Origin of the sequence: Streptomyces sp. NPDC048825, from assembly GCF_043198355.1 — a bacterium.
GTDB classification, from domain to species: Bacteria; Actinomycetota; Actinomycetes; order Streptomycetales; family Streptomycetaceae; genus Streptomyces; species Streptomyces xiangluensis.
The window spans coordinates 1-18841 of the sequence record NZ_JBICUR010000015.1; the positions used below are offsets into that span (position 1 = coordinate 1).

Genomic DNA, 18841 nt, shown 5'->3' on the forward strand with positions numbered 1-18841 from the left:
TTCAACTCCGTCGACGGCAACATCCGCGGCGGCTTCATGCAAGGCCCCATCCCGGTGGTGCTGCCGCACACTCCCGGCCTCGACGTCGCCGGCACGGTCGACACGCTGGGCGAGGGCGTCGACGGCATCGCGGTCGGCGACCAGGTTGTCGGCTTCCTGCCGATGGACAAGCCCGGCGCCGCCGCGCAGTACGTCATCGCCCCGGCCGAGATCCTCGCGGCGGCGCCGAAGAGCGTCCCGCTGGCCGACGCCGCAGCGCTGCCGCTGGTGGGCCTGACCGCGTACCAGGCGCTGTTCGACCACGCCAAGCTGACGGCGGGTCAGCGCGTGCTGGTCAACGGCGCGGGCGGAGCGGTCGGCGGCTACGCCGTGCAGCTGGCCAAGAACGCCGGCGCGTACGTCATAGCCATCGCCGGCCCGCGCAGCAGCCAGCAGGTCAAGACGGCGGGTGCCGACGAGGTCATCGATCACACCACCACCGGGGTGACCGAGGCGGTGACCGAGCCGGTCGACGTCGTGCTCAATCTCGCGCCGATCGACCCGTCGCAACTGGCCGCGCTGCCCGCCCTGATCGCTCCCGGTGGAGTGCTGGTGAACACCACGGTGTGGATGCCCGCACCCAGCGACGAACAGCGCGGCGTGCGCGGCATCGACCTGTTCGTCCGCAGCGACGCCGACCAGCTGTCGCGGCTGGTGGCACTGATCGACTCCGGCGAGCTGCGCGTCGACGTCGCGCAGCGAGTGCCGCTGGCGGAGCTGCCGGCAGTCCACGCCCAGGCCGCCACGGGCGAGCTGCACGGCAAGGTCGTCATCGTCGCGACCGCCGCCTGACACCGACCGACCAGCCTCTAAAGGAAAAGACCATGACACTGTCCCTGGATCCCGAGATCGCCGAGGCGCTGGCCCCGATGGCCGGCGCGATGGCCGAGGTCAAGCCGCCGGCTGTGGGCGACATCGCGGGCCGCCGCGCCATGTGGGAACCGATCATCGGCGCCGCGGGAGCCGCGCAGCCGATCCCGGCCGACGTGACGACCCGCGAGCACTATGCGACCGCGGACGACGGCACACAGATCAAAATGCGCTGGTACGTCAAGGACGGCGCCGAGCCCGGCCCGGCCGTGCTGTTCTTCCACGGCGGCGGATACGTCTTCGGCCACATCGACCTGTTCGACGGCCCGGTCTCCCGCTACGTGTCCTCCAGCGGCGTGCCGATGCTGTCGGTCGAGTACCGCCGCGCCCCCGAGCACCCCTTCCCGACACCGCTCGAAGATGCCTACGCCGCACTGCGCTGGTTGCACGAACACGCCGCCGAGCTGGACGTCGACGCCAACCGCATCGGCGTGATGGGCGACAGCGCCGGAGGCGGCATGGCAGCCGCCCTGACCATCCTCGCCCGCGAGCGCGGCGGCCCGCGGATCGCCCGGCAGATCCTGCTGATGCCGATGCTCGACGACCGCACCACCACACCCGACCCCCACATCGAGCCCTATCTCCTGTGGTCCTACGACGACAGCCTCACCGCATGGCCGGCACTGCTCGGCAAAGCCGTCGGCGGCCCCGGCGTCCCGCCCACGGCAGCTCCCGCCCGTCTCGAGGATGCGACCGGCCTGCCTCCGGCCTACATCGAGGTCGGCCAACTCGACGTGTTCCGTGACGAGGACACCGCCTACGCGACCAAACTCAGCCGCGCCGGCGTGCCGGTGGAGTTCCACCTTCACCCCGGCGTCCCGCACGAGTTCGACTCCATCGCCTTCGACACCGACGTCGCGCGGCGTGCCATCACCGATCGGGTCCGGGTGCTCAAGTCGATCTGAGCCGTGACCAGCGGCCTGCTGTCACTTACCAACCCACGTCTCCAGCCACATATCGCTGCACTTCCTCAACGACTCTCAGTAAAAACGATCGCTGCTGCACCACCGCACGCCTACATAGGGGTGATGAGGAGACGCCTCCGTTTCAGGTGGCGGCGACAAGGCACGCAATACGGAACTTGAACCGTTCATCGAACGGTCCCTGGTTCAGCGAGGAAGGGGCCAGCCGGAATGCCGGGCTGTCCCTACCTCGACGTCTCCCCTGAACCGCCTCGGCGCCGGCACGCAGGTGCTCGTCCACCCCGTACTGCGCCAGGCTGCTGACCGCCGTCAGGAGGTGAAGCAGGCACTCGATGTTCCGGCCGGTGGTCGGGTCACTCACATCACGAATCTGCTTGCTTCCCATTCGAAGCATTTCATGTTCGTTAATGCTTCACAGTGGATTCACATCACCAAGACAGGAGAACATCGATGTCCGACAAGAAACCGATCGCGGGGAAGAAAACGACCGAGCCTCAGCAGGCCGCAGTGGTCCAGGCGATACCCCTCCTTATCGGCTCAACCGACAACACTGTTCCGATCACAGTCCAGCGGCGAACTTCGGTGGCGCCCGCCAACGCGTTCCGATTGATCGTTCCCATCGACCTGTCGAGCGTTTTCCACCGGGTGGCACCCTTTCCCGGTGTCAAAGGTGTGGCAAACCAGACCGAAGCATGGGATCACGTCGGTCCCACCAGGAACCCGCAGTTCGACGACGGGTCACAGGCCGACGAACAGTTGATCGAGTACACGGAAGGCTCTAGTTTTGCGTATCAGCTGACGGGATTCACGAACATCCTCTCTCGACTCGCGGCAGGCGTTCGAGGTGAATGGAACTTCAATCCCGACGGCGATGGCACCCTCATTCGGTGGACCTACGAATTCAAGCCTCTTCCGGGTCGTCGCTGGATTCTCGCCGGTCCATTCACTCCCCTCTGGCGCCGATACATGGTGGCCGCCCTCGCGAGGTGCCTGCAAGTGATCGAATCGGAAGAAAACCGCTCGTAGGCGTAGTTATCGAGCCCTTTACAATCCAGGGTGCAGTCGTGGCCTGAAGTCGCCGCTTTCTATCCTTGATCAGCGCAAACTCTTCGCCACGAGGATCGAGGAACTACTGGAGACCCACCCTCTTTCGAAGGTCCTGATCTCGATGCCCGGAATCGGGGTCAGGACCGTAGCCCGCATCCTCATCGACGCCGGCGACGCCAGCACCTTCCCGACCGCCGCCCACCTGGCCTCCCACGCAGGTCTGGCCCTGCGACCAGGAGTTCGGGCTCCTCGATCCGCGGTGAACAGCCCTCCCGCCGCGGCAACAAACAGCTGAAGCGGGCCTTCTTCCTCTCCGCGTTCGCCTCCCTGGCCGACCCGGCATCACGGGCCTACTACGACAAGAAACGCGCACGTCCGGCAGCGTCCCCATCTCATCCAGGTCGAAGAAGTACTGGACGTCGTCCCATGGCAGATCAGACACACCGCCATGCTGCCTGGGCTCACGTCTCTGATGCAGCCCGATTTCCTTGACGAACCACATAGGGGCACCCCCCACGTGCACGACGAAAGGCAACAGCATGAGCACACCCTCCCTCTCTCTTCCCGGCGGCACCTGGACTCTGGGTGACCTGACCGTCACCCGGTTCGGCTACGGCGCCATGCAACTGGCCGGCCCGTGGGTCATGGGGCCGCCCACCGATCGCGAGGGCGCCCTGGCCGTTCTGCGCGAAGCGGCGGTCGACCTCGGTATCACCCACATCGACACCAGCGACGCCTACGGGCCGCGCGTCACCAACGAGTTGATCCGCGAGGCACTGCACCCCTATCCCGAGTCGCTGCACATCGTGACCAAGGTGGGCGCGACCCGCGACGAACAGGGTGGCTGGCCCACGGCCCGGCGACCCGAAGATCTGCGCCGCCAGGTCCACGACAACCTCAAGTCCCTCCGGCTCGACGTACTCGACCTGGTCAACCTCCGACTCGGCAACGCCGAAGGTCCCCAGCCCGGCTCGCTCGCCGAGGCGTTCGAGACGCTCGTGGAACTCCAGCAGCAGGGCTTGATCCGCCACCTCGGGGTCAGCAACGCCACCGAGGAGCAGGTCACCGAGGCACAGAGCATCGCGCCGATCGTGTGCGTGCAGAACATGTACAACCTCGCCCACCGCCACGACGACAAGCTCATCGACCGGCTCGCCACCGAAGGCGTCGCGTACGTGCCCTTCTTCCCCCTCGGGGGCTTTACCCCGCTCCAGTCCTCGGCGCTCTCGGCGGTCGCCGCTCGATTGAAGGCGACACCGATGTCCGTCGCACTGGCCTGGCTGCTGCAGCGATCACCGAACATCCTGCTCATCCCCGGCACGTCATCGACAGCGCACCTGCGCGAGAACATCGCCGGCGCGGGACTCTCCCTCTCGCATGAGGACTTGACCGAGCTGGACGACATCGGCCGCTGAATGCCCCGTAGCTGAACGGCCCACAAGCCACAAGGAGTCGTTGCCGCCGCTGAGGGTCATGCGTCGGACGTATGACCGGGCGCTGCGCGTCGGCAACGACTTGGGATCGCCGGCCACCTGTGCCATCAGCGTGCGGGGACTGGGCACCGCGGCAAGGAACAACTGCTCCTTGGACCCGAAATGCCGTATCACCAGGCCGTGCGTCACCCCCGCCCGGCGTGCGACCTCTCGGATGGTCGTCTTGCCGAAGCCCAGCTCGGAGAAGGCGGCCTGTGCGGCTGCGACGATCGCGGCCCTGCGTTCTTCAGGGGCCCGTCGGCGGCTCGACGATCTCGCCGCTCGCGGTGTTGCTCCCTGTCGGCGATGGTCCCTCCATACCGAAAGTGCACATCCGGCTACTAATTCATGCCCGAGTAGAGAGTGACTGGCCAGACAAAAAGCTTACAAACCCGGCATAGTCTCCTGAGTTTCCAGATTTAGTGACCAATCTGGAAATTGGACCCGGGGTCTGCGCACCTTCGTTAGTGACCAAGCGGTCACCCGTGCGCTAAGGCACCTGCCCACCGCTGCGCGATCAACGCGTCGCTGTCCTCCTCTTTGATCAGAAAGAAGCCATGTCATGACTCCTGAGCCCCTCGCCCCCGCCACCACCACCGTCGTTCTCGTCGACTACGCAGTCGGTTTCGCAAACCTTCTGCGCTCCCACAACCTCGCTGAACACATCAACAACGTCGTGGGCCTGGCGAAGACGGCGAAGTGGTATGAAAGCGGTCTGGTCGTGACCAACGGCCAGTCGAGCAAGCCGTCCGGCCCGCTGTACCCGGAGCTGTTGGAGGCCATCGGTGACCAGCCGGTCATCGAGCGTGCCGTCGACTTCAACTCCTTTTTGGACGAGTCGTTCGCCCAGGCGGTCCGGGAGGAAGGCCGGGAGAACCTGGTGGTCGGCGGCATCGCCACGGACGGATGCGTGCTGCAGACGGTGCTGGGCGGCCTGCGCGAGGGCTACCGCGTGCACGTGGCCGTCGACGCATCCGCCAGCCCCTCGCTCGAGGCACACAACGCGGCGGTGCAGCGAATGGTCCAAGCCGGCGCAGTACCGGTCACCTGGTTCTCCCTGGCCGCCGAGTTCCAGCTCGACCCCAAGTTCCACGACGCCCCGCACCGCATGCGGCTGATGCAGGAGAACGTGCCGTCCATGGGCATGAGTGCCCGGACCTTCTTTCACGCCCTCGAACTGGGCAAGCGCGCCGCCACGGCCGTCTGAACCCCTGGGGGCGGGCTCCGGCCCGCCCCACCCTGCGGGGCCCGCCCCCCGGCCTTCAGGAACCAGTTTCCCCGCCGACCTCCAAGAACGGACATCCCCACATCCCTCCTGGCGGAAGCATCCGAACTCTACGGCGGCGTCATCCTCGGCCCGCCGCGCTGAACCGCTCACGGACCCGAGTGCCCGTGCCGGAACAGCCGCCCCCCCCTGGCTGCCGCCCGGTCTCGAAGGCACTGCCTCCGAGCCGACGGCGAGCCCGTTCCCTTTCCCGCTCCCGACCACCGCGGCCGATGTCGAGCAAGCGCCGGTCGCTCAGGAGACTTTCATGCCCCTCCCTGTCCTGTTCGGCGCGAACGTAGAGCCAAATGCCCTCCCCGTCGGCCGCTCCAGTGAGCAGGCACTACTCATCGATAGTCTCGGCCTCGACCTTCTCACCATCCAGGACCACCCGTACCAAGCGGCGTTCGACGACACCTGGACACTGCTCACCTTCCTGGCCGCGCGGACGCGACATGTCACGCTCGTCCCGACGGTCAGCTCCCTGCCGTTGCGCCCGCCGGCGCTGCTGGCCAAGGCTGCGGCGACCTTGGACAGACTGACCGGCTCCCGGGTCCAGCTCGGCCTGGGCGCCGGCGCCTTCTGGGAAGCCATCGAGGCCATGGGCGGCTCCCGTCGCACGCCGAAGGAGGCCGTCGACGCACTTGAAGAGGCGATCACCGTCATCCGGGCCATGTGGAGTGGCGAGCGCAGTGTGCGGACGCACGGCGGGCACTACTCGCTCGCCGGCGTCCACCCCGGCCCGGCGCCGGCCCCCGGTCTGGGGCTGTGGCTGGGCTCGTACGGGCCCCGCATGCTGGCCCTGACCGGTGCAAAAGCGGACGGCTGGCTTCCCTCGCACGCCTACCTCGGACTCGACGCACTGCCCACGGCTGTCCGCCGCATCGACGACGCAGCCCTGCTGGCGGGCCGCGATCCGGACACGATCCGCCGGGTCTACAACATCGCCGGTGTCATCCAACCGGAGTCGGCCGGCCCGTTCCAGGGGCCCGCCGCCCAGTGGACCGAGCGCCTTGTCACACTCGTGCGCACCGTCGGCATGAACGGTTTCGTCATCTGGCCCCTACGAGATCACGGCCAGCAGATCCGCGCGTTCGCCGCCGAAGTCGTACCCGCAGTCCGCGAAGCCCTCGCACGGAAGACCTGACCACTCCGTGTCCTCGGGCCGGGCAGCACTCCTGGCACAACGGCACCGGCTGTACCCGTCAGAGTCCTTCCTTCCCCCCAGAGCAGCGTCTTGCTTCTCACCGGCCACAAGGGCGGCACGGTGAACTGCCCCTGTCCACCCCGCCCTCAGCAACGCCGACCACCCAACGATTCCCGCATCCGCTGCGCCGTCGAGCGCACCGGAGCCCGCGTCACCTCCACCGACCAGGTACTGGCCGAGCGCTCCGCCGGCTCTGCCGGCCCTCACGGACAGAAATTCCTGGTCTTTCTCTTCGACCCAGCCCCAGGTGATCCCATGAGCGACGAAACACCCCTCCCCGACGGATTCGAAAGCATCACCGTCACGGCGAACGGCACCCGGCTGCATGCCGTGGTCGGCGGGTCCGGTGAACCCGTACTCCTTCTGCACGGCTGGCCCCAGACGTGGCGAGCCTGGCGACACCTCATGCCGGCCCTCGCCGCGCACGGTTACCGCGTCGTCGTACCCGACCTGCGCGGCATGGGTGCCTCTGACCGTCCCCTGAGCGGATACGACAAGGACACACAAGCAGAGGACATGCGCGAACTCCTCGCACAGCTCGGCATCCACGGCGGCGTGCGCATCGTCGGGCACGACATCGGTGGCATGGTGGCCTTCGCCTACGCCCGCCGCCACCCCGAGGAAGTCGAACGCCTCGTCCTCGTCGAACTCGCCCTCCCCGGCTTCGGCTTGGAGCAGGCGATGGACGTGGCCTCCGGCGGTCTATTCCACTTCGGCCTCTTCATGACCGAAGAACTGCCCGAGCTGCTCCTCGAAGGCCGGGAGAGCGACTTCCTCACCTGGTGGTTCGACTGGTTGTCCGCGGTACCCGGAACCTTCCCGCCGGAAGAGGTCGACACCATCGCCTCCTCCTACCGCGGATACGAGGCACTGCGCGCCGGCTTCGCGCACTACCGCACCCTCCTTGACGACGGCCGCGTCAACCGGGCCTGGCACGAAACCGGAGGAACCCTTCCCATTCCCGTACTCGCCGTCGGCGGCGAGCACAGCTCAGGCGCCCTACTCGCCGACAGTCTGGACACGGCCGCGCCGCACCTGACCGGTGCGGTGATTGAGGGCAGTGGCCACTTCGTGCCCGAGGAACGTCCCGATGCCTTTGCCCGCGAGCTGCTCCCCTTCCTGTCTGCCCCGCCCCGACCCGCCGGGCACATCTGACTGGACTGGAAACGGCGACCTGTTGAACTACTGATCGGCTGCACATCGCGGCGCGATGAGCCTGAAAGAGGAAAGCGGCGTTGGGTGTGAGGGGACTGGCGGACAGGCTGGCGGCAGCACGAGCCGATGCGCCAGTGGCCCGGTAACCGGAGCGAGCCATGTTCCACCGGATGCTGTCGGCAGCGGCAGACGCTCCCCTTGTTGCGTACCTGTACACCCGGGAGGTATCGGTAAGTTCACGTTGCTGCGCCATGCCGCCCGGCAGGCGGAACTCGCCGGCCGCAACGTGGTGCATCTCGTCGTCCCCTGTATCTGCTCTTCGCCCGCGACCGGCTCCACCAGGCGGCAAAGCCACGACGTACGGGCGGTGGCCCGAGTCCCGGGGTAGTGCCTGCGGTACTTGGAGATGGGCAGCACACGGGTTGGTGACGGACCCTGTGCGCACGGAAATCTGTACGCATGACGCGACGCAAGGCAGTAATCATCCCCTCGGTCCTCCTCTCCCTCAGCGCGCTGACGGTCGCCACGCCTGCCATGGGCGCCACGGCGCACGGTTCACCGGCCCCGGCATCGAAGGCATCTGCCTCCTGGCAGAGCGGCGAGAGTGTGGTGGCCGGCATCGACCGCAGCTCCCACCCCCTGCGGACCACGAACCCCACGGGCAGTCTGCGGGACCTCGACGCGCTGGGCCGCATGCTCAAGGGCACCGAGGTGGTGGGACTGGGCGAGGCCACCCACGGTTCGCGGGACTTCTTCCGCATGAAGCACCGGGTCTTCCGCTATCTGGTCGAGGAGAAAGGCTTCCGGACCTTCAGCCTGGAACTCCCCTGGAGCAGCGGTGTGCGGATCGACGAGTACGTGGTGCAGGGCAAGGGCAACCTCAAGGACATCGCCCGTGAGGAGTTCCAGGGTTCCTACCGGATCTGGAACAACCAGGACTACATCGACCTCATCAGGTGGATGCGGGACTACAACCTCCACCACCCCGGCGACCCGGTGCGTTTCATGGGCAACGACATGGGCTATGCCGGCCCGGAACTGTACGCACGGGTCATCGACTACGTATCCCACGAGTACCCGCAACTGCTGAAGCAGGCGACCGAGTTGTACCGCGGTCTGGCCCCGACAACCGACGCCGGCACCTTCGCCGAGGAGTACTACAAGCTGCCGCTCGCCGAGCGCCAGGAGCGGGCGGAGCGGACCCGGAAGGTCTACGACCTCCTGCGCGCACAGCGCCCCGGCCCCGGTGACAAGCAGAACCATCTGTGGATGACACAGCACGCCCTGGCCATCCACCAGATGGCCAGGGGCCTGTCCTTCGACATCGGCGACGAGGAGCAAATCGCCCAGATGATGAAGCTCCGCGACCAGGTGATGGCCGAGAACGTGGAGTGGTGGCACCAGTACACCGGGAACAAGATTCTGCTGTCGGCCCACAACACCCACGTGTCCTACGACTCGTTCGACACGCGGTACCCCAAGACTCAGGGCTCCTTTCTCCGCGACGCACTGGGCAGCCGCTACGCCAGTATCGGCTTCTCGTTCTACAAGGGTTCCTTCATCGCGTTCGGCACCGACGACAACGTGATGCGCAGCTACCACGTGGACGGCGCGAAGCCGGGCTCCAACGAACAGACCCTGGACAAGGCCCGCCGGGACGACTACATCCTCGACATGCGCAAGGCCCCCGAGCCGGTGCGCGAGTGGCTGGACAAGGAGCGTGGCACCTGGAACATCGGCGCCGGATGGCCCGACCCCGTGGAATACACGGCCGCATTCGGCAAGGCCCACGACATCCTCATACACCTGCACGACATCCAGGCCACCACGTACCTCGGCACACCCTGACACCCCACCACCGACACACCTGGGGGAGGGCCGGAACGTTCCGGTTCGCCACGCGTCGTGGCGGCCGGGACCGTTGCGGCAGCCAGGCACGTCTCCGAGTAGCGTTCGCATGGCACGCCGGTACCTCACTGCTCCGGGGCACCGCAGATCAGATTCTGGGCGATTTCGTGCAGCATGCAAGGTGGCGATGTCGCTCTCGATCCGTTGTGCGGCGGCCGACAGCACAGGCAGGACCTCCCCGACGCATACGTCCTCGCTGCGACGGCTGCGGTGCGTGGCGACATTCACGGCCGCGACCCCGTGCCGGGCGTGATCCGGCACGGGGCACCGTGACGGACCGAAGCCCTTCCGCCGAGATTCGCCGCCCCAAGCCACTCGGCGTACTCAGCCGGTAGATTCTTCGCTCCGCGCCGACGTGTCCGAGGTGATCAGGTACCTGCGTACGTTTGCCCGGAACAGGCCAGTGGTTGGTCCTCGCGACGACGCCGGCGACTTGACGAAATCGCAGCCGAGCGCTGTCTTGGCCGACCTGATGCGGTCGACCCGCGCGAGTACGGCTCCCGCACCACAGCAACGTCCAATGCCGACCGACAGGAATGGCCGCAGCCGTTCCCACTCGGGCGTCTGTCAAGTCTCCCCACCCCATGCCTGATGCAACGAGCCGACAATCGGACTGTCCCAGGTGAGCTGGTCATGGGAGTGTCGACTGAACACGCAGACGCCCGCCCCGGGGTGGGGCGGGCGCTGGACGACGAGCGGCGTCAGTTGAGTCCGCGACGGTGAGCTTCCCGACGGATCCACGCCGCTTGGCCACCACCTGCTCCGGCACGTCCTCCAGCGTCGGGAAGTACCCCATGCGCTGACACAGCTTCAGCGTCAGCAGCACGGCCAGCAGATGCTCGTCCCCGTCCGTGGCCCCGGCCGCCCACTCCAGCTCATCGCGAGTCGGCGAGAAGAACAGATGCAGCTCGTGCGCGGTGATCAGCCGCTTGAACCGCGGGGGTACGCGGTCCGCTCGATCGAGGTCACAATCCTGCCCAGGGCCAAGACGCCAGCTAAACATCACCACCAACGACACTCCGCCGAACGGATGACGGCCCGGGCGCTCAGGGCTTCAAGATCAGCTCATTGCTCCCTTGACGCGTACGTGGGTCACACCCCTGGATCCCCGTGGGTTTAGGGAAACCGGAGGTCCTTCAGCGCGAACCCACGGGTCCACCGGTGTGCGACAGGCCAATGCATCCGTGGGTTCGGGTGAAACACGAGGATGCTGAGCGATCCGAAGGGTCTCGGCGGTGACGTCGGCCTGGATGTCCTCGGTCATCACGACCGCCTGCCGAACTGCCAGTTGTGCACCCAGGGTCGGCGTACCGGTCCGGGGTCGGAATGGCGCGTGCCGTGTCCGGGTCCGGCCTTCGGACCAACGCCACCGTCCCCAGCCGGGTGGCGCCGTTGTCGGACAGCCGCGGCCCGTAGGCGATCAGCTCGTCCCGGTCGAGCGGCACCGCGAGGTGGGCGGCCTGCCCCGTGCCGAGGCCGAGTACCAGGTCAGGTCTGATCCGCGGCGCGCAGGGCCCGCGCCAGCCATTCCAGCTCCTCGGTCGCGTCGGGCGACGAATCCTGCCCGCGCACACGGGCGACGAGCCTGCGGTAGTGCTCCGCTCCTGCCTCGATCCCGGCTTCCAGGCTGCGCAGCACGGCGGCCCGATCGGCGTCACCGAACAGCTCGGACAGCACCTCGGCCGCTGCCGGCCCCTCGGGAGCGACCCCGCCTTTTCTGACCTCCGCGACGGTCTGCACGATCTGCCTGGCCCACCAGATGGACGCCCCGGGGGGACGGCCCTGCCCCGGTACGGGCGTGTTGAGCTCCATCCATGTGCGCAACCGGGCGCGGAAATCGGGGTCCCGCACCAATTCGGCCAGTTCGATCCAGGCGTCGACCTGCTCAGGTGTGGGATCGTCGGGCAATTCGATGCTGAAGGTGCGCATGCGGTCGCGCAGGCGGCGGGGGTCGTCGAGGCCGCCGAACACCTCCTCCTTGAACTCGTCGATGATCTGTTTGCGCTCGGCGGCGGAAAGCCGCGCCAACCGGTTCATCAGTGCTGTCTCCTCAACGGTCGAACCCCGTTTCGCCACGGTGGACAGGACGGCCCGGCTCACCTTGAGTGAGCGGATCTGCGCATCGAGCGCGGCCACATGCGCGTCGGCGACCTCGGCGACCGTGGTGCGGCCGCTCAGGACGCGGCACACGTCGTCGAGCCCGAGGCCCAGCTCCCGCAGGGTGCGGACCAGCTCGACGCGGGCCACGGACTCGGCGTCGTACAACCGGTAGCCGCCCGCGGAGCGGGCCACAGGCGGCACCGCCCCCTCGTCCGACCAGAAGCGCAGGGTACGCACCGGAAGTCCGGTGCGGTGCGCGAGCCGGCCAATGGTGAGCACGTCGGGGCGTTCGTCGTCCATGAGTAAGATCCTGAACCCTCCGGCGGCTGGAGACTCAAGCGCCTCAGTGCGACATCCCGTGAGTTCTCCAGAGCTCTGCCGAGCTTTCTCACCACCGTCAGCGCCGACAGCATGCGCCTCCTCGCCTTCGACCAGACTGCAGACTGATCAGATCGGACGAGAAAGCTTCAGGAATCACCTGATGCACCCCGACCGGCTTACCGCGCGGACGCATGACCAGCGCCTCCCGCCCACCGGCCTGCCACTTCGCCCACCAGATGTCGACCGCCTTCAGCGACACCCCGAACACCGCCGCCACATCCTCACGGCCCCGCCCCGCCGCCAACGCCGCCAACGCGGCCACCGCGGGCAGCCGCAGGGCCTCCTGCGCCGACGGCGAAAGGCGCCGCGCTTCCCCCACCAGATCGTTCACACTCCTCCAACGGCCCAGAACCTGAACCGCTTCTGATCAATAGATGTAGCGCGAGGTGGTGAAGCGGGCATGGACGTCAACCAGCGAGCGCTCAGGCATCATGCCCTCCCGTCACGTCGGCCGGTGTCAGGCGGTGGCCCCGACGCCACACCGCGCGGGTGTTGAGCGTCGCGGAGAGCTGCGAGGTCGGGTCACCGTCCACGAGCACCAGGTCCGCCGAGGCGCCGGGCTCGATCCGCCCGCGGTCGGTCAGGCCGAACCGGTCAGCGGTACGCCGTGTCGCCGCAGTGAGCGCCTCGACCGGACTCAGCCCGCCGGCCTCGAGCAGGCGGAGCTCGTCGTGCAGGCTGGCGCCGTGAGCGAGGCCCGGGGCACCGAGGTGGGCCGCATCGGTACCGGCCAGGACCTCGACGCCGGCGGCGTGGAGCAGCCCGACCACGCAGGTCGACGGCCAGGCGGGGGCCAGCGCCGCAAACTGGAAATAGCGACCAGCGTAGGAAGTTCTCCACGGATCTGAACGGCCCAATTACGGGAGCGCGCTATGCCACCCTCCGGCAACAGTGGGACGTGCAGGCCGCCAGCCGCTACCACCGTCGCTGAGCACTGTGCATCGTGAATTGCAGGTCACGGGGCTGGTGTGCGCGCTTCTTGCCGCGCTCGCGCTGGCCCGAGGCCGGTGTCCACGTTGAAGATCGTCTGACCTGGCGGCTGGGCCGTTCTCGGGTTCTGCTGCGCTCACCGTGGCGTCGCTCCTACGGTCCGTCACCGGGCCGGTGCGCCGGGATGGCGTGGGGAGGGTGCGGGGATGCAGGATCTGGAGCGGATCACGGATCGCCGCAGTGAACTGGATACGCTCGCCGAGGAGTTGGCCAAGCACCTGCAGGAGGTCCAGGCCGAGCGGGAGGAGTTGGTGATCGCCGAGCGGGTCCTGAACCGGCTGGCCGAGCAGGACCGGGCCGCGGAGGAGGCCGCCGCGACTGTTGCCCCAACTCCCGCCCGGGTGGCGGGACGGGCGATGCTGCTGATCCCGCACCGCAGCGAGAATCCCGACGAGGCCGCGCTGACTACCGCAAGATCCTGGCGATCGTGCGGGCCGCCGACGGCCCGGTGCAGGTCAGGGGTGTCGGCGAGGAACCGTGCCTGGAAGTCGCGGTGCGCGGCAAACTGGAACCGCTGCGCGCGAAGATGACCAAACTCGCCGACCGCGGCTGGCTGCACAAACGACCCGACGGCAGGTTCACCGCACGCCCGTAGCGGCGCCGGACGCGGGAATCGCCAGGACGTAACCAGCGGGCCCCCGACGGCAGTTGAGTTTGGTGTGAAGAAAAACAACGGTCTCGCCGAGGGCCCTGACGGCCTTGTCTACACCGCCCGCTTGCCGCTGTCGAGTACCACCTTGAACTGGCTCGCCGACCTGATACGCGGCCGTCTGAAGAAGATCGGCTCGCGGTGTCGGGCGCTGCCCGCCGGGAGGATCGCCGCCATCGTGCTGGCGGTGCTGCGATGTGACCAGCGGCCGGGTGACCTGGCCGGCGGCAACGGGATACACCGCACCACCGTGACCCGGTGGGTCAGGGAAGTCGTCGCTTTGCTGGCCGCCCGCGCCCCACGCCTGGAGAGGGCCCTGAAGAAGATCGCCCGAATGGGCGGCGGGGTGGTCCTGCTGGACGGCACGCTGATCCGCACCCGACGCCGCACCGGGACACAGAACCGGAAGCACTACTCCGGCAAACAGAAATGCCATGGCCTGCTCGTGATCGCACTCCGACGACAGAGGCCGACTGCTCTGGGCCTCCGCGGCCCGGCCCGGGCGGACCTCGGAGATCACCGCCTGCCGACACGCCCAACTCACCGCCAAGCTGCGGGCAGCCGGCCTCGGCGCCATCGCCGACCTGGGCTTCATCGGCCTCGACGACAGCGATCCCGACGCCGACCCAGCGGTGATCACCGGCTACAAGGCCGCCCGGAACCGTCCTCTGACACGTGGTCAGAAGTTGTCCAACACGGCGCTGGCCGCGGTCCGGGCGCCGATCGAGCACGGCTTCGCGCACCTGAAGAACTGACGGGTCCTCCGCAAGGTCCGCACCGACCCGAAGTGGGCGACCGCCCTGGTGAGGGCCATGCTGGTCCTGACGAACCGCGAAGTCTCCCGCTGACCGGCGATCTTCCCCGAAGTCATCCGCCCGCGACAGCATCCCGAACCCGGCGCACGCCAGCCCCGTGACCTGCAACTTCACGATGCACAGTGCTCATTGGGCTGGGACGCGTCGCGAACGCCAAGTCTCAAACTGGCGTGGAGGCGAACAGCTTTGAGTCCGTGCTCGGTTTCATCGTCGCTGAAGTTGTGTTGCACAGCCAGGGGACGGGAGCGGTCTCGTTGACTCATGGTGACCATGATGGCAAAGCCGCTCCGTAGTACTTTGACTGTCCGAAGAAGCGGGCGGGGTTTTCGTCCATGATCGTCTTCGAGTGTGCTGGTCTTTAACTCGTGGTGTTCTGCGGGGTGGTGACATTTGGTAAATACAGTACGGTCAACTTCCCGGCGTCATCGGTCAGTTCATGCATCAGGCCCTGTTTCAGGTCGGTTCAGCGTGCGGCCGATCCGGTCGAGCGGGCATATTCGGTCGGCGTTTGGCCGTAGTGTTTCTTGAAGGCGCGGATGAAGTGGCTGCTGTCGACGAAGTGCCAGTGGGCGGCGAGTTCCGAGATGCTCCACCGGCCGGATGGCGATGTGAGGGCGAGCCGGGCTTCTTCCAGCCGCCGGTGGCGGATGTAGGCGGTCACCGACTCTCCTACCGTGGCGAATGCCCGCTGCAGGGTGCGTACGGAGACGTTGAGCTCGCGTGCCAGCATCGTCGGGGACAGCTCGGGATGGGCGAGATGGCTGTTGGCGAGGTCCTTCGCGGCCCGGGTGAGTGCGGGAGCCAACTGTGGTTCCACGTCGTCGAAGCGGCGCACCGCCACGGCCTTGGCCAGTTCGATCAGGGTGCTGTGGGCGGCGTGCACACCGGCCGGGCCGAGGTCGGTGGCCGTCTTCTGGATCATGTTCGTGTGGGCCGTCAGCAGGCGCATCTCGGCCGTGTCCGCCGGCCCGATGACAGTCCGGTTCCCGAGCAGGGATCTGAGCGTCGCGGAGGGCAGGAAAAGGAACTGCGCCGTGGTGTGCGGCGCCGTCTCGAAGGGCATCTGCCGCCCAAAGTGCCGGAAAAGGAACTGCCCGGTCGATACGGTGTGCTCGTCGCGATCGGGCAGGCCGCCCAACGTCCATGCGCCGCGCCGCAATACGTGGATCTCCACCAGGTCCCGATCACCGCCCGCGGGGTCCGCGATCCGGGTGGCCGACGCCATGTGGAGGTCAGCGATCACCACATCGCGCACCCGGGCGACGGATCCCTTGAGCCGGAAGTCGGCGATCGTGGCCGGGCTGAAGGCCGGCAGGGGGAAGACATCGCCGATCTGCGTCTGCCATCCACGACGGAAGGCATCGAATCCTCGCGGTGCGGCACCCGGGACCCTGGAATCCACGGCGAACGCCCCGGGCGCCAGGTCGGTCACCGATCCAGTGCTGTTCATCTCCGGTGATCCACCTCGTGTTCGATGTTCCGACGCCTTCTTGTGGCGTACATGTTCTGTCCCGACGCCGCTGCGGTTCAAGTGCCTGCCGTGCCGAGTTCCTAATGCCGTGACCGCGAACGTTCACGGTGTCGGCGGCCATGCCGTCGGCCTGCCGGTGTGGCGGTGGGAGTTCAGCCGACCTCGTTGCGGACGGCGAAGTCGAAGTCGGTGGCGGTCAGGCGGAAGGTGTCAGCTGCCTCCGTCGCGTCCATGTGGAACGGCGCGTACCACTGGTAGTCCATCTCGGCCATCTCGCGGGCGATCGGCACGATCAGCCCGGCCGTACGCATCACGAAGTGCGGCATGATGAGCCAGCGGAACGAGCGGGTCTCCGCCCGACCGTCGCCATCCACGAGGACGAGTCGGCCGAGTTGGCCGTGGACGTCGTCAACCGTCCACTCGACGCCATTGAGCGCGACCTGCCTGCCCGGCGCGATCTGCAAGAACCCCCTCGCTGCCATCACACCGCCAGACCAGTGAGCTGTGGCGCAAGGGACTGCCCAGGTCAACGCCGAGCTCGCGTTGCCAGAGCAGCCGGACGATGTTCGCCCGGCCAACGGAAGGCACGCTCGTCGCGTCCGCCAGCTCGGAGAACGCCATCGCCCGCCCCTGCTGCCCGCTGATAGCGGTGAGCAGCTGCTCGCGCATACCGAGAAGGTCCCTCGCCGGCCGCCGACGCGAGGACAAGTGATCAAGAACGCTCCAGACGTGCGGGCGCCAGCCCGCGACCACCGAGTACCGCCAGCCGCAGGCGGCCGCCACTTCCCTGGCCGCCGCAAACTTCAGCGCGTCCTCCTCCTTGATCAGCTCCATCGGGCGGACGTCCAGCAACCACATCCCGCCGCCGATCACGGCCAGGAAGTCCGGGATGTGCCAGGCATGCCCGCCCGCATGCTCGAAGTCCAGCCGGAACGGCTGCGACAGCACTTCCGATGCCCTCAAGAAGTCCAGCGCGACCAGCAGGCACACTTCCTCCAGCGACTCGAAGCCATGCTTCCAGCCCGTTGACGCCATCACCTCCAGGCCGGGACGGTGCCGCTGCTTCGCCCGCCACGTGAACCCCCGCATCGGCCGGGACGACATCACCGGTACGTGAGCCATATCGGACCTCGTCCGCACCGACATGCCACGTCGAACTCCACCGACGCGGCCAGTCGTGCCCGAGCTGCAGCCGATTCCGCAGTCGAGCGTCCCCGTCGTACGCCGTGACAAGGTGGTCCAGCTGACTTGAGTCCGACGGGATCTTCGCTATCGCTGCCTCGCCCACTCATCCAGAGAAGCACCACTCGACCGGCAACGTGGGCGTTTCTTCAGTACTGGCCGCAACACAGCGTGACGGGACCAAGATTTGCCAACTGGCGTGCTCCATGTGCCAACTAAAAATCTCGGTCACACCCTGGCGGCCTGCGCACATCGTCACACATTGCATAAACGTGCAGCGAAACGTATAGTCATGCCATCAAGGAGGAGGCTTCCATGGTGGTACGTGCGGCGGTGGCCGGAGCGAGTGGGTACGCGGGCGGGGAACTGCTGCGGCTGCTCCTGGTGCACCCCGAGGTCGAGATCGGTGCTCTGACCGGCAACTCCAACGCGGGGCAGCGCCTCGGTGCGTTGCAGCCGCATCTGCTGCCGCTCGCCGACCGTGTGCTCCAGGAGACCAGCCCCGACGTCCTCGCCGGGCACGATGTCGTCTTCCTCGCTCTGCCTCATGGGCAGTCCGCCGCTGTCGCCGAGCAGCTCGGTCCGGACGTTCTCGTCGTGGACATGGGTGCCGACTTCCGGCTCAAGGACGCGGGGGACTGGGAGAAGTTCTACGGTTCCGCGCATGCCGGGACCTGGCCTTACGGGCTCCCCGAACTGCCGGGTGGCCGCGCCGCGCTGGAGGGGTCCAAGCGCATCGCGGTACCCGGCTGCTACCCGACCGCCGCCTCGCTCGCCCTCGTTCCGGCGTACGCGGCCGGGCTCGCCGAACCCGAGGCCGTGATCGTCGCCGCCTCAGGGACCTCGGGCGCCGGCAAGTCGCCCAAGCCGCACCTGCTGGGCAGCGAAGTCATGGGGTCCATGTCGCCGTACGGCGTCGGTGGCGTCCACCGGCACACCCCCGAGATGATCCAGAACCTCGGCGCGGCAGCCGGCGAGCCCGTCACCGTCTCCTTCACACCGACCCTCGCCCCGATGCCGCGCGGCATCCTCGCCACGTGCACCGCCAAGGCCCGCCGCGACGTCACCGCCGAGTCCGTGCGCGCCGCGTACGAGAAGGCGTACGGCGACGAGCCCTTCGTGCATCTGCTGCCGGAAGGGCAGTGGCCGGCGACCGCGTCCGTCTACGGTTCCAACGCCGTTCAGATCCAGGTCGCGTACGACGGGGCCGCGCACCGCATCATCGCGATCAGCGCCATCGACAACCTCACCAAGGGCACCGCGGGCGGCGCGGTGCAGAGCATGAACATCGCCCTCGGGCTGCCCGAGGACACGGGTCTTTCCACGATCGGAGTCGCACCGTGAGCGACGCACGTGCAGCCGCCGGGC

The 18841-nt window shown here is 67.6% G+C and carries 19 protein-coding genes and 3 pseudogenes; 12 read left to right on the forward strand and 10 right to left on the reverse strand.

Going from position 1 to position 18841, the window contains the following annotated elements:
- Positions 1-831 (forward strand): NADP-dependent oxidoreductase (locus ACGFNK_RS31310; RefSeq protein ID WP_393421281.1); only part of this gene is annotated, 831 nt, incomplete at its 5' end.
- Between the two features lie 32 nt (positions 832-863).
- Positions 864-1814, forward strand: a complete 951-nt coding sequence (locus tag ACGFNK_RS31315) for an alpha/beta hydrolase (RefSeq protein ID WP_393421283.1) — start codon at positions 864-866, stop codon at positions 1812-1814.
- Between the two features lie 142 nt (positions 1815-1956).
- Here the strand turns inward: ACGFNK_RS31315 and ACGFNK_RS31320 are convergent, their stop codons facing one another.
- Positions 1957-2193 (reverse strand): hypothetical protein, encoded by a 237-nt coding sequence (locus ACGFNK_RS31320; RefSeq protein WP_393421285.1) that lies wholly within the window; start codon positions 2191-2193, stop codon positions 1957-1959.
- Positions 2194-2282: 89 nt separating this feature from the next.
- On the opposite strand from ACGFNK_RS31320, the gene ACGFNK_RS31325 reads away from it, so the two are divergent.
- The 3 genes and pseudogenes from ACGFNK_RS31325 (at position 2283) to ACGFNK_RS31335 (ending at position 4294) form a co-directional block, all read left to right on the forward strand.
- A complete protein-coding gene (locus ACGFNK_RS31325) occupies positions 2283-2858 on the forward strand; it encodes an SRPBCC family protein (RefSeq protein ID WP_393421287.1) in 576 nt (191 codons plus the stop codon).
- Positions 2859-2922: 64 nt separating this feature from the next.
- Positions 2923-3251, forward strand: a pseudogene (locus ACGFNK_RS31330) (IS110 family transposase); the annotation flags it as partial.
- 167 nt (positions 3252-3418) lie between these two features.
- On the forward strand, positions 3419-4294 hold the full coding sequence (locus ACGFNK_RS31335) for an aldo/keto reductase family oxidoreductase (RefSeq protein WP_393421288.1): 876 nt from the start codon (positions 3419-3421) through the stop codon (positions 4292-4294).
- Here the strand turns inward: ACGFNK_RS31335 and ACGFNK_RS31340 are convergent.
- A complete protein-coding gene (locus tag ACGFNK_RS31340) occupies positions 4202-4726 on the reverse strand; it encodes a helix-turn-helix domain-containing protein (RefSeq protein ID WP_393421604.1) in 525 nt (174 codons plus the stop codon). The genes ACGFNK_RS31335 and ACGFNK_RS31340 overlap by 93 nt on opposite strands.
- 187 nt (positions 4727-4913) lie before the next feature.
- Between ACGFNK_RS31340 and ACGFNK_RS31345 the strand changes: the two genes are divergently transcribed.
- The 4 genes from ACGFNK_RS31345 (at position 4914) to ACGFNK_RS31360 (ending at position 9825) form a co-directional block, all read left to right on the forward strand.
- Positions 4914-5558: an isochorismatase family protein gene (locus ACGFNK_RS31345; RefSeq protein ID WP_386344699.1), complete on the forward strand. Its 645-nt coding sequence runs from the start codon at positions 4914-4916 to the stop codon at positions 5556-5558.
- A gap of 325 nt (positions 5559-5883) precedes the next feature.
- Entirely contained in the window at positions 5884-6762 is an 879-nt protein-coding gene (locus ACGFNK_RS31350; protein ID WP_393421290.1) for an LLM class flavin-dependent oxidoreductase, read from the forward strand.
- A gap of 315 nt (positions 6763-7077) precedes the next feature.
- Complete coding sequence (locus tag ACGFNK_RS31355) at positions 7078-7977, forward strand: alpha/beta fold hydrolase (RefSeq protein ID WP_393421292.1); 900 nt, start codon at positions 7078-7080, stop codon at positions 7975-7977.
- Between the two features lie 459 nt (positions 7978-8436).
- Positions 8437-9825 carry an erythromycin esterase family protein gene (locus ACGFNK_RS31360; protein WP_393421294.1) on the forward strand — a complete coding sequence of 463 codons (1389 nt, stop codon included), beginning with the start codon at positions 8437-8439 and terminating at the stop codon, positions 9823-9825.
- A 691-nt stretch (positions 9826-10516) separates the two neighbouring features.
- Here ACGFNK_RS31360 and ACGFNK_RS31365 read toward each other — a convergent pair.
- The 5 genes and pseudogenes from ACGFNK_RS31365 to ACGFNK_RS31385 form a co-directional block, all read right to left on the reverse strand.
- Positions 10517-10888, reverse strand: a complete 372-nt coding sequence (locus tag ACGFNK_RS31365; protein ID WP_393421606.1) for a DUF4158 domain-containing protein — start codon at positions 10886-10888, stop codon at positions 10517-10519.
- Positions 10889-11148: 260 nt separating this feature from the next.
- Positions 11149-11372 (reverse strand): annotated as a pseudogene (locus ACGFNK_RS31370) (hypothetical protein); the annotation flags it as partial.
- Between the two features lies 1 nt (position 11373).
- A complete protein-coding gene (locus tag ACGFNK_RS31375) occupies positions 11374-12285 on the reverse strand; it encodes a MerR family transcriptional regulator (protein ID WP_393421296.1) in 912 nt (303 codons plus the stop codon).
- 97 nt (positions 12286-12382) lie between these two features.
- The gene (locus tag ACGFNK_RS31380; RefSeq protein ID WP_393421297.1) at positions 12383-12697 is read right to left on the reverse strand and encodes a helix-turn-helix domain-containing protein; all 315 of its coding nucleotides are present in this window, start codon (positions 12695-12697) and stop codon (positions 12383-12385) included.
- 91 nt (positions 12698-12788) lie between these two features.
- Positions 12789-13223 carry an amidohydrolase family protein gene (locus tag ACGFNK_RS31385; RefSeq protein WP_393421299.1) on the reverse strand — a complete coding sequence of 145 codons (435 nt, stop codon included), beginning with the start codon at positions 13221-13223 and terminating at the stop codon, positions 12789-12791.
- Positions 13224-13502: 279 nt separating this feature from the next.
- On the opposite strand from ACGFNK_RS31385, the gene ACGFNK_RS31390 reads away from it, so the two are divergent.
- Together ACGFNK_RS31390 and ACGFNK_RS31395 are read left to right on the forward strand one after the other, a co-directional pair.
- Positions 13503-13886 (forward strand): hypothetical protein, encoded by a 384-nt coding sequence (locus ACGFNK_RS31390; RefSeq protein ID WP_393421301.1) that lies wholly within the window; start codon positions 13503-13505, stop codon positions 13884-13886.
- Between the two features lie 129 nt (positions 13887-14015).
- A pseudogene (locus tag ACGFNK_RS31395) lies at positions 14016-14853 on the forward strand (transposase family protein).
- A 430-nt stretch (positions 14854-15283) separates the two neighbouring features.
- Here ACGFNK_RS31395 and ACGFNK_RS31400 read toward each other — a convergent pair.
- From ACGFNK_RS31400 to ACGFNK_RS31410, 3 genes are all read right to left on the reverse strand, one after another.
- Positions 15284-16270 carry a helix-turn-helix domain-containing protein gene (locus tag ACGFNK_RS31400; protein WP_393421303.1) on the reverse strand — a complete coding sequence of 329 codons (987 nt, stop codon included), beginning with the start codon at positions 16268-16270 and terminating at the stop codon, positions 15284-15286.
- A gap of 173 nt (positions 16271-16443) precedes the next feature.
- On the reverse strand, positions 16444-16755 hold the full coding sequence (locus ACGFNK_RS31405) for a hypothetical protein (RefSeq protein ID WP_393421304.1): 312 nt from the start codon (positions 16753-16755) through the stop codon (positions 16444-16446).
- Positions 16700-17437, reverse strand: coding sequence for a TnsA-like heteromeric transposase endonuclease subunit (locus ACGFNK_RS31410; RefSeq protein ID WP_393421305.1), 738 nt, complete (start codon positions 17435-17437; stop codon positions 16700-16702). The genes ACGFNK_RS31405 and ACGFNK_RS31410 overlap by 56 nt, the downstream gene beginning before the upstream one ends.
- 351 nt (positions 17438-17788) lie before the next feature.
- Between ACGFNK_RS31410 and argC the strand changes: the two genes are divergently transcribed.
- Positions 17789-18817: an N-acetyl-gamma-glutamyl-phosphate reductase gene (gene argC, locus ACGFNK_RS31415; protein WP_393421307.1), complete on the forward strand. Its 1029-nt coding sequence runs from the start codon at positions 17789-17791 to the stop codon at positions 18815-18817.
- The last annotated feature ends 24 nt before the right edge of the window (positions 18818-18841 follow it).